General features: G+C 72.5%; 12 protein-coding genes. 6 read left to right on the forward strand and 6 right to left on the reverse strand.

Features of this window, described 5'->3' with window-relative positions:
• Positions 1-244: 244 nt before the first annotated feature.
• A complete protein-coding gene (locus tag AB0E24_RS37420; protein ID WP_069873869.1) occupies positions 245-751 on the reverse strand; it encodes a DinB family protein in 507 nt (168 codons plus the stop codon).
• 174 nt (positions 752-925) lie between these two features.
• Positions 926-1,597 carry a TetR/AcrR family transcriptional regulator gene (locus AB0E24_RS37425; RefSeq protein ID WP_359383978.1) on the reverse strand — a complete coding sequence of 224 codons (672 nt, stop codon included), beginning with the start codon at positions 1,595-1,597 and terminating at the stop codon, positions 926-928.
• Between the two features lie 85 nt (positions 1,598-1,682).
• Between AB0E24_RS37425 and AB0E24_RS37430 the strand changes: the two genes are divergently transcribed.
• Positions 1,683-2,909 (forward strand): FAD-dependent monooxygenase, encoded by a 1,227-nt coding sequence (locus AB0E24_RS37430; protein WP_359383981.1) that lies wholly within the window; start codon positions 1,683-1,685, stop codon positions 2,907-2,909.
• On the forward strand, positions 2,906-3,871 hold the full coding sequence (locus tag AB0E24_RS37435) for a Gfo/Idh/MocA family protein (RefSeq protein WP_359383984.1): 966 nt from the start codon (positions 2,906-2,908) through the stop codon (positions 3,869-3,871). Before AB0E24_RS37430 ends, AB0E24_RS37435 begins: the two co-directional genes overlap by 4 nt.
• Here the strand turns inward: AB0E24_RS37435 and lnt are convergent.
• The 3 genes from lnt to AB0E24_RS37450 all read right to left on the reverse strand — a co-directional run bounded on the left by lnt (position 3,783) and on the right by AB0E24_RS37450 (position 9,057).
• Entirely contained in the window at positions 3,783-5,306 is a 1,524-nt protein-coding gene (lnt, locus tag AB0E24_RS37440) for an apolipoprotein N-acyltransferase (protein ID WP_359384098.1), read from the reverse strand. The genes AB0E24_RS37435 and lnt overlap by 89 nt on opposite strands.
• 155 nt (positions 5,307-5,461) lie before the next feature.
• The gene (locus AB0E24_RS37445) at positions 5,462-7,903 is read right to left on the reverse strand and encodes a SpoIIE family protein phosphatase (protein ID WP_232637437.1); all 2,442 of its coding nucleotides are present in this window, start codon (positions 7,901-7,903) and stop codon (positions 5,462-5,464) included.
• 140 nt (positions 7,904-8,043) lie between these two features.
• On the reverse strand, positions 8,044-9,057 hold the full coding sequence (locus AB0E24_RS37450; RefSeq protein ID WP_359383989.1) for a sugar ABC transporter substrate-binding protein: 1,014 nt from the start codon (positions 9,055-9,057) through the stop codon (positions 8,044-8,046).
• A gap of 108 nt (positions 9,058-9,165) precedes the next feature.
• Here AB0E24_RS37450 and AB0E24_RS37455 point away from each other — a divergent pair, with 108 nt between their 5' ends.
• The 4 genes from AB0E24_RS37455 (at position 9,166) to aspA (ending at position 14,020) form a co-directional block, all read left to right on the forward strand.
• Positions 9,166-9,921 carry a FadR/GntR family transcriptional regulator gene (locus AB0E24_RS37455; RefSeq protein WP_079153759.1) on the forward strand — a complete coding sequence of 252 codons (756 nt, stop codon included), beginning with the start codon at positions 9,166-9,168 and terminating at the stop codon, positions 9,919-9,921.
• Entirely contained in the window at positions 9,918-11,357 is a 1,440-nt protein-coding gene (locus tag AB0E24_RS37460) for an amino acid permease (protein ID WP_359383994.1), read from the forward strand. The genes AB0E24_RS37455 and AB0E24_RS37460 overlap by 4 nt, the downstream gene beginning before the upstream one ends.
• Positions 11,358-11,543: 186 nt before the next feature.
• Positions 11,544-12,623 carry an asparaginase gene (locus tag AB0E24_RS37465; protein WP_359384101.1) on the forward strand — a complete coding sequence of 360 codons (1,080 nt, stop codon included), beginning with the start codon at positions 11,544-11,546 and terminating at the stop codon, positions 12,621-12,623.
• Complete coding sequence (gene aspA, locus AB0E24_RS37470; protein ID WP_099012684.1) at positions 12,620-14,020, forward strand: aspartate ammonia-lyase; 1,401 nt, start codon at positions 12,620-12,622, stop codon at positions 14,018-14,020. The genes AB0E24_RS37465 and aspA overlap by 4 nt, the downstream gene beginning before the upstream one ends.
• Before the next feature lie 90 nt (positions 14,021-14,110).
• Here the strand turns inward: aspA and AB0E24_RS37475 are convergent, their stop codons facing one another.
• On the reverse strand, positions 14,111-15,418 hold the full coding sequence (locus tag AB0E24_RS37475) for a GAF domain-containing protein (protein ID WP_174884679.1): 1,308 nt from the start codon (positions 15,416-15,418) through the stop codon (positions 14,111-14,113).
• Between the last annotated feature and the right edge of the window lie 29 nt (positions 15,419-15,447).

Genomic DNA, 15,447 nt, shown 5'->3' on the forward strand with positions numbered 1-15,447 from the left:
CCCTAGTAGCTCCGCTACGAGGGCTCTCCGGCGCCTTGCGATGCACGGCACCAGACCACGCGACCTCATCGGGCGCTCATAGTGCAAGGACCCCTGAGCGCTCCGCGGGAAGTGCCGCGCGGTGCGGTCGTTCATCCGCGGCTGTGTCGTGGCTGGTCGCGCCCGCGCGGCGGAGCCGCATATCGACACAGCCCCGCGCCCCTTCGGGGCGCACCCGAACCGCACCGGACTTCATCGAGGCCGCTTAGTCGCCGATGACGCCGTCGATCCGTTCGCGTATGAGGTCGGCGTGGCCGTTGTGGCGGGCGTACTCCTCGATCATGTGCAGATAGATCCAACGCAGGTTGTAGTCGCCGCGGCCGGGGCGGGTGATGACATCGTCCAGTGAGCGGCCCGCGGCGGCCTCCTTGGCCTTGGCGATCTCTTCCCGCCAGATGGCGAAGGCGTCCTCGGTGGTGTCCGCGTCGGTGAAGTGGAAATCCCCGTCCGGGTCCTCCTCGCCGTACCAGATCGGCGGCGTGTCCTCCTGGGCCAGCGCCCGCCGGAACCAGCCCCGCTCGACCTCCGCCATATGCCGTACGAGCCCGAGCAGGGTCAGCTCGGACGGCGGTGCCGACGCCTCGCGCAGCTGTCTGTCGTCCAGCCCCTCGCATTTGAGGGCGAGGGTCGCGCGGTGGAAGTCCAGCCACCCCTCCAGGCTGGTGCGTTCATCGGCGGTGCGGGGTGCGTCGGTGCGTTCTGTGCTCGTCATGGCGGTCATGATGACGGTCCGGTCTCCCCGCCCGCCACGTGTTATCCGTCCACCCGGCCCGCGGTGTGTGGTCCGGCTCCCTGTCCGGGGTGTGTGGTCCGGCTCCCGGTCCGCGGCGTGTCGTGAGGCTCCCGGTCCGCCGCGCGCCATCCGCCCACCCGGCCCGGCCGCGCGTCATCCGTCCAGCATTCCGCGCAGCAGTTCCTCGAAGCCGGTGCGCAGTGCCGCGCGGTCGGGTGCGGCGTCGTGGTCGGCGCCCGCGACGCAGCTGAACATCAGCCCCTCGCACCAGGCGACCAGCGACCGCGCGTGCCGCCGGGGCTCGGTGGAGCCCAGCGCCGTCATCATCGCCTCCAGCGGCTCCCGGAAGCCACGCCCCGTCGCGTCGTAGAACTCGCGCAGCTCGGGGCGGCGGGTCGCCTCCAGCGCGAGCTCGTAGCGGGCGATCAGCAGATCGCGCTGGGTGGTGAGCGAGCGGTGCAGGGCGAGCGAGAGCGCGTCGGCCGGCCCCGCGACCGGATCGGCCTCGTCCGGTGGCGCGCCGGCCGGGCGTGGCATCTCGTCGGGTGCCAGCACCTCCGCCTCCCGCTGGGCCAGCCGCCGGACCGCCGCCTTGAGCAGGGCGGCGCGGGTCCGGGCGTGGTTGGAGGTCGAGCCGAGCGGCAGCCCGGCCGCCTCGTCCACCGCGCGGTGCGTCAGCCCCCGCATCCCGCGCTCGGCCAGCAGCGCCAGGGCGATGTCGGCGATCAGCTCGGCGCGCGAGGCGGAGGCCGCCGAGGGCGCGGAGGACGCGGACGCGGAGCCGGGCGCGGCGGACGCGGAGGCGGCGGTTCGATCATCGGTCATGGGCCCAACCTAAGCCCATCCGCCACCCGCACTACAGATGTAGTAACATCATGAGTACTACACCTGTAGTTGGCTTGGAGGAGTCATGCAGCAGCCTCATGCCGTCGTCATCGGTGCCGGAGTCGGTGGGCTCACCGCCGCCGCGGCCCTGCACCGCCGCGGCTGGTCCATCACCGTCCTGGAGCGGGCCGCCCGCCTCGAGCCCGTGGGCGCCGGAATCTCCCTCGCCCCCAACTCCCAGCGTGCGCTGGACGCCATCGACCTCGGCGACGACGTCCGCGCGCTCGCCGCCTGGCAGGGCGGCGGCGGGCTGCGCACCCCCGGCGGCCGCTGGCTCTCCCGGCTGGACAGCGCCGCGACGGCCGAGCGGTTCGGCGGCCCGCTGGTCCTCCTCCACCGGGCCACCCTCGTCGACCTGCTCGTCTCCCGGCTGCCCGAGGGCGTGGTCCGCACCGGGACCGCCGCCCGGCTGGCCGACCCCGGCGCCGCCGGCCGCCCGGCCCGGGTCACCACCGAGGACGGCGCGTACGAGGCGGACCTCGTCATCGGCGCCGACGGCATCGACTCGGCCGTCCGCCGCACGCTCTTCCCGGACCACCCCGGGCCCCGCTACGCCGGATTCACCACCTGGCGTGTCGTCATCCCCGCCCCCGACCGGCCGTTCGAGCCCCATGAGACCTGGGGGAGGGGCCGGATCTGGGGCACCCAGCCGCTCAAGGACGGCCGGGTCTACGCCTATGCGGCGGCGGTCGCCCCGCCCGGCGGCCGGGCCCCCGACGACGAGAGGTCCGAACTGCTGCGGCTCTACGGCGACTGGCACCGGCCCGTCCCCGACATCCTCGCCGCCGTCGCGCCCCAGGACGTGCTGCGCCATGACATCCGGTACATGGCCGAGCCCCTGCCCGCCTATCACCGGGGCCGGGTCGCCCTCCTCGGCGACGCCGCCCATGCGATGGCCCCGACGATGGGGCAGGGCGGCAACCAGGCCATCGAGGACGCCGTCGTCCTCGCCCACCATCTGGCCCCCGGCACGGCCGACCCCTCCGCCGCCCTGGGCGCCTACACCCGCGACCGGCTGCCCCGGACGATGGACGTGGTGCGGCGCTCGGCGCGCACCGCCCGCATGATCACCCTCACCGGCGCCCCCGCCGTCGCCCTCCGCGACGCCGCGATGGCCGCCGTCGGCCGCCTCGTGCCCGGTCTGGCCCTGCGCGCCTTCGACGGCATAGCGGACTGGCGCCCGCCCACCCGCACGTATCCTTCGGGGGGCACAGCGGAAGGCATGACCGAGGGAACCGGGGAGAACACATGAGGGTCGGCTGCGTCGGGCTCGGCGACATCGCGCAGAAGGCGTATCTGCCCGTGCTCATGGCCCGCGCCGGCCTGGAGCCGCATCTGCACACCCGCACCCCCGCCACCCTCCAGCGGGTCGCCGACACCCATCGCGTCCCGGACGCGCAGCGCCACGCCGACCTCGACTCGCTGCTCGCGGCCGGGCTCGACGCGGCCTTCGTACACGCCCCGACCGAGGTCCACGCCGACCTCGTCACCCGGCTGATCGAGGCCGGGGTGCCCACCTTCGTCGACAAGCCGCTCGCGTACCACCTCGCCGACAGCGAGCGGGTCGTACGGCTCGCCGAGGAGCGCGGGGTGAGCCTGATGGTCGGCTTCAACCGGCGTTACGCGCCCGGCTACGCGCAGTGCCTGGACCATCCGCGCGATCTGATCCTGCTTCAGAAGAACCGCGTCGGCCTCCCCGAGGACCCGCGCACCATGGTCCTGGACGACTTCATCCACGTGGTCGACACGCTGCGTTTCCTCGCGCCCGGCCCGGTGGACCACATCGGTGTGCGGGCCAGGATCCGCGGCGGGCTGATACACCATGTGGTGCTGGAGCTGTCCGGGGACGGGTTCACCGCGCTCGGTGTGATGAACCGGATGAGCGGCTCCACCGAGGAGGTCCTGGAGGTCTCCGGTCAGGACACCAAGCGGCAGGTGCTCAACCTCGCCGAGGTGGTCGACCACAAGGGCCAGCCGAGTGTGCGCCGCCGGGGCGACTGGGTGCCGGTGGCGCGGCAGCGCGGGATCGAGCAGATGACCGACGCCTTCCTGGACGCGGTGCGCTCCGGGCGGCGGATCGATGCAGAGGACGCGCTGCGCACCCATGAGCTGTGCGAACGGGTCGTCAGGGACGCCCTGGAGTCCGCTGATCCGGCCGCCGGTCCGACGGCTGGTCAGGCGGCCGGTCCGATGGCCGGTCCGTCCGCCGTCTGAGCGCCCGGCCCCCCTCGGCCGCGCAGTAGACGGCCAGCGCCGCCATCGCCCCGTACACCGGCCAGGGCCCGATCCGCACATACGGGCTCGTGCCCTGCCCCAGCGGCACCGTGTAGACGGTGGCCGCGCTGGTGCTGGTGGACATCCGGGAACCCACCGGTTCGCCGCGCGGCCCGAACACCGCGCTCTCCCCGGTCAGCGTGGCGTGCACCATCGGCCGCCAGGTCTCGGCGGAGCGCAGCGCGGCCAGCGAGGCGTGCTGCGCGGGCGCCCAGCTCTTCTGGAAGGTCGAGGTCGAGGACTGGACGACGAGCACCTGCGCCCCGTCCCGCACCAGGTTCCGGCTCATGTCCGGGAACGCCGACTCGAAGCACACCAGCGGCCCGATCCGCAGGGAATCCGGCAGCTTCATCACCACCGGCTCGGTGCCCCGGTGGCGGTCCTCACCGGCCGCCTTGCCCACCGAGGTGGCCCAGCCCAGCAGCGGCCGGGCCGGGATGTACTCCCCGAAGGGGACCAGCCGCATCTTGTCGTAGCGCTGGCCCGTCGGGCCGTTCGGCCCGATCAGCACCGAACTCTTGTAGATCCCGGGCATATCGCCGCGCCGCGCGTCCACGTTGACCAGCAGATCCGCGCCGGCCGTCCGGGACAGCGCGGCCAGCCGCCGGCCCACCTCCGGATGGGTGGTCAGATCCTGGGCCACGCTGCTCTCGCCCCACACCACCAGGTCGACATGGCGGTCGGCCAGCTGCCGGGTCAGCTCCGCGCTGCGCTCGAAGCGCGGCCCCGGCCCCTGGATGACCCCCGGCTGCACCACCGCGATCCGTACCGTCCCGGGTTCCTTGGCCGTTGGCACCCAGGCCCACACCCCGGCCGCCGCCGCGCCGCACGCGGTGAGCCCGGCCAGCGCCACCGTACGGGCCCGGGCCACCGCGATCAGCACGGTCACCGCGACATTCACCACGACCAGCAGAAAGCCGAGCAGCCACACCCCGCCCACCGAGGCCAGCCGCAGCGCGGGCGCCACCTGCCACTGGCTCGCGCCCAACAGCCCCCAGGGTCCGCCGAGGTACTGCCAGGACCGGACCAGCTCGGCCATCAGCCATACGGACGGCAGCAGCACCAGCGCCGCCGCCACCTGCCCGGGACCCGGGCGGCCGTGCAGCAGCCGGTGTGTCAGCCACCCCCAGGGCACCCACAACAGCCCCAGCAGCAGCGCCAGTATCACGATGAAGACATGCAGGCTCGGCATCAGCCAGTGGTGCGCCGCGAGCAGGAACCCCGCGCCGCCCAGCCAGCCGTCCAGCATCGCCCGGCGGCCGGTGGGCGCCGCGCGCATCAGCAGCAGCCAGGGCACCAGCGCGACATACGCCCACCACCACAGCGAGGGCGCGGGAAAGGCCGGCGCGGGCAGCGCTCCCGCGAGCAGCGCCATCGCCCCGCGCCACCACGGGGAGGCGAGCCGCCGCCCCCAGACGTCCTCGCCGCCGCCCCGCCTCCGCACCTCGGATTCTCCCCTCCTGTCGGCACAGGGCCAGTGTGCGGGAGTCAGCCGATCATGAACAGGGCGGGGGTGCGCCGTCGCGTGCTTCATGCCGATTCCGGGAGGTCTTGTTCGGCCCAGATGAGCTTGCCGCCCTCGGTGTAGCGGGTGCCCCAGCGGCGGGTCAGCTGGGCGACGAGGAACAGCCCGCGGCCGCCCTCGTCGGTGGTGCGGGCGTGGCGCAGCCGCGGTGAGGTGTTGCTGGTGTCGGCCACCTCGCAGATCAGCACGTCATGCCGGATCAGCCGCAGCCGGATGGGGCCGGTGCCATGGCGGATGGCGTTGGTGACCAGCTCGCTGGCGATCAGTTCCGTGGTGGTCATCAGCTCGTCCAGCCCCCACTCGGCGAGCTGGCGGATCACCAGCGAGCGGGCGCTGGCCACGACGGCCGGATCGGAGGGCAGGTCCCAGGAGGCGACATGTCCGGTGCCCAGACCGCGCGTACGGGCCAGCAGCAGGGCCACATCGTCGGTCTGCGGACAGGTCAGCAGGGTGTCGATCACCGTGGAGCAGAGCTCCTCCAGCGGCAGCACGGCCTGGCCGAGGGCGTTGCTCAGCCGGCCGAGGCCGATGTCGATGTCCTGGTCGCAGGTCTCGATGAGCCCGTCGGTGTAGAGGGCGATCAGGCTTCCGGCGGGCAGCTCCAGCTCCGCCGACTCGAACGGCAGCGACCCGAGGCCCAGCGGGGGACCGGCGGGCAGCGCGGGGAAGGAGACCTCGCCCGAGGGGTCCACGATCGCCGGGGTCGGGTGCCCCGCCCGCGCCATCGTGCACCGCTGGGTGACCGGGTCGTAGATCGCGTACAGACAGGTGGCGCCCAGCACCGCGGCCGCCACGCCCTCCTGCCCGGTCTCCTCCTCGGTGAGCCGGATGACCAGGTCGTCGAGGTGGGCCAGCAGCTCCTCGGGCGGCAGGTCCATATCGGCGAGGGTGTGCACGGCGGTCCGCAACCGGCCCATGGTGGCGGCGGCGTTGAGGCCGTGCCCGACCACATCGCCGACCACCAGCGCCACCCGGGCACCGGACAGCGGGATCACATCGAACCAGTCGCCGCCGACCCCGTTGCGCGCGTCCGTGGGGAGGTAGCGCGAGGCCACCTCGACGGCCCGGCCGCCGCTCAGGGCGTGCGGCAGCAGACTGCGCTGGAGGGCCAGCGCGGCGGCGTGTTCACGGCTGAAGCGGCGGGCGTTGTCGATGTTCAGCGCGGCCCGTGCGACCAGCTCCTCCGCGAGCAGCAGATCGTCCTCCTCGAACGGTTCCGGATGCCGGGAGCGGACGAACGAGGCCACCCCAAGGAGGGCGCCGCGCGCCCCGATCGGCGCCACCATCAGCGAGCGCATCCCGAACTCGCGCACCTTCGCCGCCCGTGCCGGATCCTCCCCCGACCAGGTGCTCATGGAGCGGTCCATCAGGGGGTCGAGCAGGGCCTCGCCGGAGAAGAAGCAGCAGGCGAGGGGGGAGGTGGGGGAGACGGCGACGGTGTCCCCGAGCGCCGCGATCGACTCCGGGCACCCCTCCCGGACCGATGTCTGACCGGCGCGGCGGAAGGTGGGCAGGGTCTCGCCGGGGGCCTCCAGGGGCTCCTCGCCGCGCAGTACGGAGTCCAGCAGATCGACGGTGACGAAGTCGGCGAGCCGCGGCACCGCGAAGTCGGCCAGCTCCTGGGCGGTGCGCATCACGTCCAGGGTGCTGCCGATGTGTGCGCCGGCCTCGTTGAGCAGGGCCAGCCGCTCCCGGGCCCGCCAGCGGTCGGTGATGTCGATGACCATGTTGCACACGGCCACCGGACGCCCCTCGGCGTTGTCCAGACGGAAGAACGAGGTCGAGTACGCGTGCTCGCGGTGGGGCGCGGCCATCGTCCAGCCCCGGTACTCGTAGTCGATCACCGGCTCGCCGGTCCTCAACACCTGCCGCATCTGTGCTTCGAGCGCCTCGGTGTCCAGCCCGGGCAGGCAGTCCGCCATCCGGCGCCCGATCCGCTCCTCGCGGGGCAAGCCGCCGTAGCGCTCCAGCGTGTCGTTGCTCCACACATACCGCAGATCCGGGCTGAGCACGGACATCCCGACCGGCGACCGGGTGAGGAACGCCTGGAGCAGCGAGCCGCTGAGCGCCCAGGTCGGGATGGAGCCCACATCGATCCCGGAGACCAGCCAGGAGCGGTCGTCGCCCGCGTCGCACATCGCGGAGATCCGCAGCCCCACCTCGATCCGGCGGCCGTCCCGGTGCCGGAGCCGGCCCAGGCCGCCCCAGCCCTGGTGCGCCCGGCACCATGAGCCGATCGCCTCGGCCTGCACCGCGTCCTCCGGCGCCGCCAGCAGCATCCTGCCCGGCTGCTTCATCACCTCCGCCGCCGGATAGCCGAGGAGTCTCTCCGCCGCCGGGGTCCAGCCGATGATGGTCCCCGTGGCGTCGATCAGCGCCGAGGCCGCATCCGCCATGTCGAACGGGACATGCGTCTCGGTCGGCGCGATTCCCGGGGGGATGGCCATCGCACCCGTCCCATCTGCGGATACATTTTCCTTAATAATATGACTCCTGGGCCTCCCCGGTGATGAGCCGTGCGATGACGGGCGCCACGAGAACGATCCCGCCGGTCACCGCGGCCGCGGCCGGCGGGGCGGCTCCTCGGTCATGCCCGGTTGCCCCACAGGGAGCGGTCATCGACATTGGCCCGGGTCACCAGCGGGGCCGGCAGCTGGTCCTCCAGATAGCCGCCGCGCAGCCGGACGATCGTGCTGCCATGGCCGCTCGGCCCCGCCGTGAAGCGCTTCCCGGCCATGGCCTGCTTGATGTAGCGCATGGCGTAGGCGGCGTAAAGGTTCGCCGGCTGGGAGACGGTGGCGTCGATGAGCCCCTCACGGATCGCGTCCAGCTCCTGCGGGGTGCCGTCGATGGAGACGATGGTGATGTGGCCGCGGTGGCCCACTGGGACCAGGGAGTGGTGGCGCTGGAGGGTGCGCAGGGTGGGCGCCAGATAGACGCCGCCGGCCTGGAGGTAGATGCCCTTGATGTCGGGGTGGGCGGTGTAGAGGGCCTCCAGACCGGCCGCCGCCCTCTCCGCCTGCCAGTTCGCCGGGATGTTCAGGACCTTGATGTCCGGGTAGCGCCGCGCCATGCAGTGGTCGAAGGCGACCGTGCGGTCCCGGCCGTTGACCGAGGCCAGATCGCCCTGGATCTGCACCACCGTGCCCCGCCGCACGGCCCGGCCGAGGCCGTGGCACGCCTTGACGCCGTACGCGCGGTTGTCGGCCCGGACCACGATGGCCACCTTGCCCCGTTCGGGCGCCACATCGACGGCGACGACCGGCACATGGGCGCGCCGGGCGGCGCTCAGCCCGGGGCCGACGGCGACGGAGTCGATGGGGGAGACCACCAGGCCCTTGACGTCCTGGGCCAGCAGATTGTTGATATCGGTGATCTGTTTGCCCGGGTCGCCTTCGGAGTTGACCGTCGGCAGCACCTCTACGCCCGCCTTACGGGCCTCCTTCGGGATGTCGTTGTTGTACGCCTCCCAGAAGGGCGAGGTCAGCAGCGGCAGCACCACACCGACCTCGCGCGCCTCCGTCTCGCCGCCACAGCCCGCGGCGGCCGGGCCGCAGAGCAGGAGGAGGGCGGCGGTGGCGGTGGCGAGGCGGTGGTGCATGCGGTCTCCGGCGCTCGGGATGAATACCCCATACCAACACAGAAGGGCTGCTAGGGAGGGGAAAGCCGGCCCTTGACAACCCTCCGGTGTACGCCTGAGGATCTCCGCGTGAACTTGTCAGACAGCCAGACAGGTGGATCCGGGTCCAACCTCCCTCGCCGCGTCAGCGCGATGGAAGCGGTTCTCACCCACCTCCGGGAAGCGATCGAGCGCGGCGACTACGCGGTGGGGGACAAACTCCCCTCCGAGGCCGAGCTCTGCCGCCGCCTGGAGGTCAGCCGACCGGTGCTCCGCGAGGCCCTCAGGGCCTTGCAGACCATGGGGCTGACCGCCTCGCGCACCGGTAAGGGCACCTTCGTCATCTCCAGCGGGCCGGTGGAGGACCCCACCTTCGGCGACTACGCCGCAAGCGACCTCCTGGAGGTGCGCCACCACATCGAGATCCCGGTGGCGGGCTACGCGGCGCTGCGCCGCTCCGCCGAGGACCTCGACCACCTGTCCCATCTGCTGGAGCGGATGGAGCGGGAGACCGACACCACCGCATGGGTGGCGATGGACACGCTGTTCCATCTCGCCGTCGCCCAGGCGGCCCGGAACCCGGTCTTCCGGCGGGTCATCGAGGAGATCCGCGATGCCCTGGCCCGGCAGTCGGCATTTCTCAATGAACTCGGCGGCCGCCGTGAGCAGTCGAACCGAGAACACCGGGCGATCGTCGAGGCGCTCGCCGACGGGTCCGAGCACGACGCGGTGGAGGCGATGACCCACCACCTCGAGCGCGTGGAGACCACCCTGACCTCCATCGTGCGGCCCGCCACGGCGGATGACCGGACGACAGCACCGACAGAAGGCGGACAGCAGGCGTGAGCGAGCAGTCCCTCCGGCAAGAAGATCGCCAACAGCACCAGGCCGGGACTCCCGCGCATGTGGACGCGGGCGACGCCGGTTACAGCAAGTCCCTCAAGGCCCGGCACGTCAACATGATCGCCATCGGCGGGGCCATCGGCACCGGCCTCTTCCTCGGCGCCGGCGGGCGGCTCAAGGACGCCGGGCCCTCGCTGGCGGTGGCGTACGCGGTCTGCGGCATCTTCGCCTTCCTGGTGGTGCGTGCCCTGGGCGAGCTGGTGCTGTACCGGCCCTCCTCCGGAGCGTTCGTCTCCTACGCCCGTGAGTTCCTCGGCGAGAGGGGCGCCTTCGTCGCGGGCTGGATGTACTTCCTGAACTGGGCCACCACCGGGGTCGCCGACATCACGGCCGTGGCCACCTACACCCACTACTGGGGGATGTTCACCGAGATCCCGCAGTGGGTGATCGCCCTGATCGCGCTGGCCGTGGTGCTCACGGTCAACCTGATCTCGGTGAAGATCTTCGGCGAGCTGGAGTTCTGGTTCGCGATCATCAAGGTCGGCGCGCTCGTCGTCTTCATGGCGATCGGCATCTTCCTGCTGGTCACCCGCGAGCAGGTGGCCGGCACCGACACCGGCCCCAGCCTGATCACCGACCACGGCGGTGTCTTCCCGCACGGTGCGCTGCCGATGCTGCTGGTCATCCAGGGCGTCGTCTTCGCCTACGCCTCGGTGGAACTGGTCGGCGTGGCCGCGGGCGAGACCGAGAACCCCGAGAAGATCATGCCCAAGGCGATCAACTCCATCATGTGGCGCGTGGCCCTGTTCTACGTCGGCTCCGTGGTGCTGCTCTCGATGCTGCTGCCCTCCGACTCCTACTCGGGCGACCAGAGCCCGTTCGTCACCGTGCTGTCCAAGATCGGCGTCCCCGCGGCCGGCGGGGTGATGAACCTCGTCGTGCTCACCGCCGCGATGTCCAGCCTCAACTCCGGTCTCTACTCCACCGGCCGGATCCTGCGCTCGATGGCGATGTCCGGCTCCGCGCCCAAGTTCACCGGCGCCATGAGCCGTACCCATGTGCCCTACGGAGGCATCCTCCTCACCTCCTTCTTCTGTGTGCTGGGCGTGGGCCTCAACTATGTGGTGCCGAGCAAGGCGTTCGAGATCGTGCTCAACTTCGCCGCGATCGGCATCCTCTCGACCTGGGCCATGATCATGCTCTGTCATCTGCTGTTCTGGCGCCGCGCCCAGGAGGGCCGGGTCACCCGCCCCGGCTACCGGCTTCCCGGCTCCCCGTACACCGAGATCGTCACCCTGGGCTTCCTCGCCTCGGTCCTGGTCCTGATGTGGGCGGACGGCGGACCCAGCCGACTCACCATCATGGCGCTTCCGGCGATCCTGGCGGCGCTGGTCATCGGCTGGTACGCGGCCCGCGGCCGGATGAGGGACCCCCGCTGAGCACATACGAGGGCGGCCCCCGCGAGCATGTGCGGGGCCCCACCCGGCGCTTACGAGGTGCCCCGCCGAACGCATACTGAGGAATCGTTTCTCCGCGGCCGAGGCCACCCCCCGGCCGCCTTCCCCCTCCACCACCTCCTGGAGGAATCCCACCCCGTGAACACTTCCGACCACGAGAGCACCACCATGAACAGCCCCCTCGGACGGACCGACGACGCGCCCCGCCGCACCCCGGCCGAGCCACCCGCCCTCCGCGAACCCCGCCATGTGCCGCTCGCCCATGTCGTACGCGGCGGGGCCATCGAAGGCGTCCACCACGGCTCGGCCGTCGTCCTGGCCGCAGACGGCCGGGTCCAGTTCCAGGCCGGCGACATCGACGTGGCCTGCTACCCGCGCTCCGCGCTCAAGCCCGTCCAGGCCGTCGGCCTGCTGCGGGCCGGGCTGCCGCTGGACGGGGAGCTGTTGTCGCTCACCGCCGCCAGCCACTCCGGCCAGCGGCGCCATCTGGACGGAGCGCGCCGCATCCTCGACCGGGCCGGGCTCACCGAGGCCGATCTGCGCAACACCCCGGATCTGCCGTACGGCGCCGCCGAGCGCGACGCATGGCTGCGCGACGGCGGCGAGCCCACCCGGCTCGCCCAGAACTGCTCCGGCAAGCACGCCGCGATGCTGCTCACCGCCCGGCTGCGCGGCTGGTCGCTGGAGGACTACCTCGACCCCGGCCATCCGCTCCAGCGGCTGATCGCCGACACCGTGGAAGACCTCACCGGGCAGCGCGTCGCCCGGGTCTCGGTCGACGGCTGCGGCGCGCCGCTGTTCTCCGTCTCCCTGCGCGGCCTCGCGACGGCCGCCGCCCGGATCGCATCCGGCGCCATGGACACCCCCGAGGGCCGGGTCGCGGCCGCCCTGCGCGCCCACCCGGACATGGCCTCCGGCCCCGACCGGGACGTGGCGAGGCTGATGCGCGCCGTACCAGGCATGATCGCCAAGGACGGCTTCGAGGGCGTCCAGATCGCGGCGCTGCCCGACGGCCGGGCCGTCGCCGTGAAGATCGCCGACGGTGCGGACCGCGCCCGGATGCCGGTGACCGCCGCGGCCCTCGCCCACTGCGGGATCGACCCCGGTGTGCTCGCCGAGTTCGCCACCACGCCGGTGTACGGCGGTGGGGCCGCCATCGGCGGTGTGCACCCCACCGACGCCCTGGCCCCACTCGCCGCCCGCCCCTCCCACCCGCACCGAAGAACCGAGGAAGACCCCACGCCATGACTGCCACCGCTCATCGCCGCGAACACGATCTGCTCGGTGACCGCGACGTCCCCGCCGACGCCTACTGGGGCATCCACACCCTGCGCGCCGGCGAGAACTTCCCCATCACCGGCACCTCCATCTCCGCCTATCCGCACCTGATCGGCGCCCTGGCCGCGGTCAAGGAGGCCGCCGCCCGCGCCAACGAGGACCTCGGGCTGCTCGGCTCGCCGAAGGCCGACGCCATCGCCGCCGCCTGCCAGGAGATACGCCGGGGCGCCCTGCACGACCAGTTCATCGTCGATGTGATCCAGGGCGGCGCCGGGACCTCGACCAATATGAACGCCAACGAGGTGATCGCCAACCGGGCGCTGGAACTCCTCGGCCATGAGAAGGGCGACTACGCCCACCTCCACCCCAACGAGGACGTCAACCTCAGCCAGTCCACCAACGACGTCTACCCGACCGCCGTCAAGGTCTCCACGATCATCGCCGTCCGCGGGCTCCACGCGGCCATGGAGACGCTGCGCCAGGCGTTCGCCGCCAAGGCCGAGGAGTTCCGCGACGTCCTCAAGATGGGGCGCACCCAGCTCCAGGACGCGGTGCCCATGACGCTGGGCCAGGAGTTCTCGGCGTACGCCGTGATGCTGGAGGAGGACCAGAGTCGGCTGCTGGAGGCGGCCGAGCTGGTGCATGAGATCAACCTCGGCGCGACCGCCATCGGCACCGGCCTCAACGCCCCGAAGGGCTATGCCGAGGCCGCCCGCCGCCACCTCGCGGCCATCACCGGCCTGCCGCTGGTCACCGCCGCCAACCTGGTCGAGGCCACGCAGGACTGCGGCGCCTTCGTCCATCTGTCGGGCGTCCTCAAGCGCATCGCCGTCAAGCTCTCCAAGAGCTGCAACGACCTGCGGCTGCTCTCCTCGGGTCCGCGGGCCGGGCTCAACGAGATCAACCTGCCCCCGGTGCAGGCCGGTTCGAGCATCATGCCCGGCAAGGTCAACCCGGTGATCCCCGAGGTGGTCAACCAGGTCGCCTTCGAGGTGATCGGCAACGACGTCGCCATCACGATGGCCGCCGAGGCCGGACAGCTCCAGCTCAACGCCTTCGAGCCGATCATCCTGCACTCCCTCTCGGAGAGCGTCACCCATCTGCGCGCCGCCTGCCTGGTGCTGGCCGAGCGGTGCGTCGCGGGCATCACGGCCAACACCGAGCGGCTGCGCACCTCCGTGGAGAACTCCATCGGCCTGGTCACCGCGCTCAACCCGCACATCGGCTACAGCGCGGCCACCAGCATCGCCAAGGAGGCGCTCGCCACCGGCCGCGGCGTGGCCGAACTCGTCCTGGAAAAGGGCCTGCTGCCCGCCGACCGCCTGGCCCGGGTGCTGCGCCCGGAGGAGGTCGCGGGCCGCAGCTGACATCCACCTTTTCGGGCTCGATGCGCTTCCGGGTACTCGGTCCGACCGGCCGGGGGTGCCTCCCGGCGGTGACCGGGGGAGGACCGAGCCTCAGAAAGGATGCCGCCCGCGCAGGTGGGAGACGGCCGGGGCCGAGCTGAAGGGGAGCAGGTCGGCGGGGCGGTCCGGGGCGGCCACGTCGATGCGGACGCTGTCGGCTATCCGGTAGGGGCGGTGCGCCAGCACCGCCCCTACGCGCCCGCGCAGCCGGGACATCGCGGCCCGCACGGTCACCGTCCGCGTCGGGTCCCCGAACAGGTCCTGGGCGAGTTGCGCCGCGGTGCGCCCCTCGGGGTGCGCGGCGAGCACCAGCAGCACCTCGGCCTGGCGGGCGCTGAGTTGATGCGTCCAGGTGCCCGAGGGGCCGGAGAAGGTCAGGGCCCAGCGGTGCGGATGGCGTACGTCCAGCAGCAGATCGCCCCAGCCGGCCGGACCGCCCCCGTCGGCGGTCTCGCCGTCCAGCACCCGCAGCAGATGGCCGCCGGGCAGCGGCTCCACCGCGCACGCGCCGAGCGCCGGCAGCCAGACCGGCCCGTCGTACGGCGCCTTCGGCAGCAACAGCCGCCGCTCGCGCGGGGTCACCCCGGTGACCCCGGCGATCCAGCCGTGCTGATCGACCACGACGGCTTTGCCGTGGATCCGCGCCAGGAGCGGGGCGGCGATCGCGCGCAGGCCCTCCAGCTCCCGGCTGTGGGCGAGGCGCAGTTCGCCCTCGGCCCACCGGGCGGTCGCGGTGACCAGGGAGAGCACCGTCGGATGGGCGGTCCCGGCGGGGCCGCTGACGTCGACGATGCCCAGCAGCCGTCCGTCCCGTGCGTCATGGACGGGGGCGGCGGCACAGCTCCAGGTGTGGAAGGCGCTCACGAAGTGCTCCGCCGAGTGCACCCGCACGGGCGACTTCACCGCGAGCGCGGTGCCGATTCCGCTGGTCCCGGCGATGTCCTCGGCCCAGTGCGAACCCTCCACCAGCGCGATGCCATCGGCCTGCCGGCGCACGCCCCGATGGCCGTCGATCCACAGGATCCGGCCCTCGGCATCGGCGATGATCATGATGTGGCCGGCCGCCTCGGCCGTCTCCAGCAGTCCGTTGCGCAGCGTGGGCAGCACCTCGGCCAGCCGGGTCTGCCGCCGCCGCAGCTCCAGTTCGTCCAGGCCCAACGGGCGCGGGGCGCGGCCGTGATCCGGGTCGAGGCCCAGGCGCAGCATCCGGTCCCAGGACGCGCCGATCACCGGGCGGGTGGGCAGCGGAAGCCGTCCCCGGCTCAGCGTCGCCTCGCGGATCACCGCCATGAGACGGGCCGATTCCGCGGGGCTCAGCGCGGCCAGGGGACCGGCGTCACGTGGGTGCTGGGTATGCATGGAGGGCAGCCTTCAGCCTTCGCGGGAGC

Origin of the sequence: Streptomyces malaysiensis subsp. malaysiensis (assembly GCF_040653035.1) — a bacterium.
GTDB lineage: Bacteria > Actinomycetota > Actinomycetes > Streptomycetales > Streptomycetaceae > Streptomyces > Streptomyces malaysiensis.

Coding starts and splice junctions, on each gene's coding strand:
- AB0E24_RS37420 (WP_069873869.1), bottom strand. CDS start 751: ATGACGAGCACAGAACGCACCGACGCACCCCGCACCGCCGATGAACGC.
- AB0E24_RS37425 (WP_359383978.1), bottom strand. CDS start 1,597: ATGACCGATGATCGAACCGCCGCCTCCGCGTCCGCCGCGCCCGGCTCC.
- AB0E24_RS37430 (WP_359383981.1), top strand. CDS start 1,683: ATGCAGCAGCCTCATGCCGTCGTCATCGGTGCCGGAGTCGGTGGGCTC.
- AB0E24_RS37435 (WP_359383984.1), top strand. CDS start 2,906: ATGAGGGTCGGCTGCGTCGGGCTCGGCGACATCGCGCAGAAGGCGTAT.
- lnt (WP_359384098.1), bottom strand. CDS start 5,306: ATGGCGCTGCTCGCGGGAGCGCTGCCCGCGCCGGCCTTTCCCGCGCCC.
- AB0E24_RS37445 (WP_232637437.1), bottom strand. CDS start 7,903: ATGGCCATCCCCCCGGGAATCGCGCCGACCGAGACGCATGTCCCGTTC.
- AB0E24_RS37450 (WP_359383989.1), bottom strand. CDS start 9,057: ATGCACCACCGCCTCGCCACCGCCACCGCCGCCCTCCTCCTGCTCTGC.
- AB0E24_RS37465 (WP_359384101.1), top strand. CDS start 11,544: ATGAACAGCCCCCTCGGACGGACCGACGACGCGCCCCGCCGCACCCCG.
- aspA (WP_099012684.1), top strand. CDS start 12,620: ATGACTGCCACCGCTCATCGCCGCGAACACGATCTGCTCGGTGACCGC.
- AB0E24_RS37475 (WP_174884679.1), bottom strand. CDS start 15,418: ATGCATACCCAGCACCCACGTGACGCCGGTCCCCTGGCCGCGCTGAGC.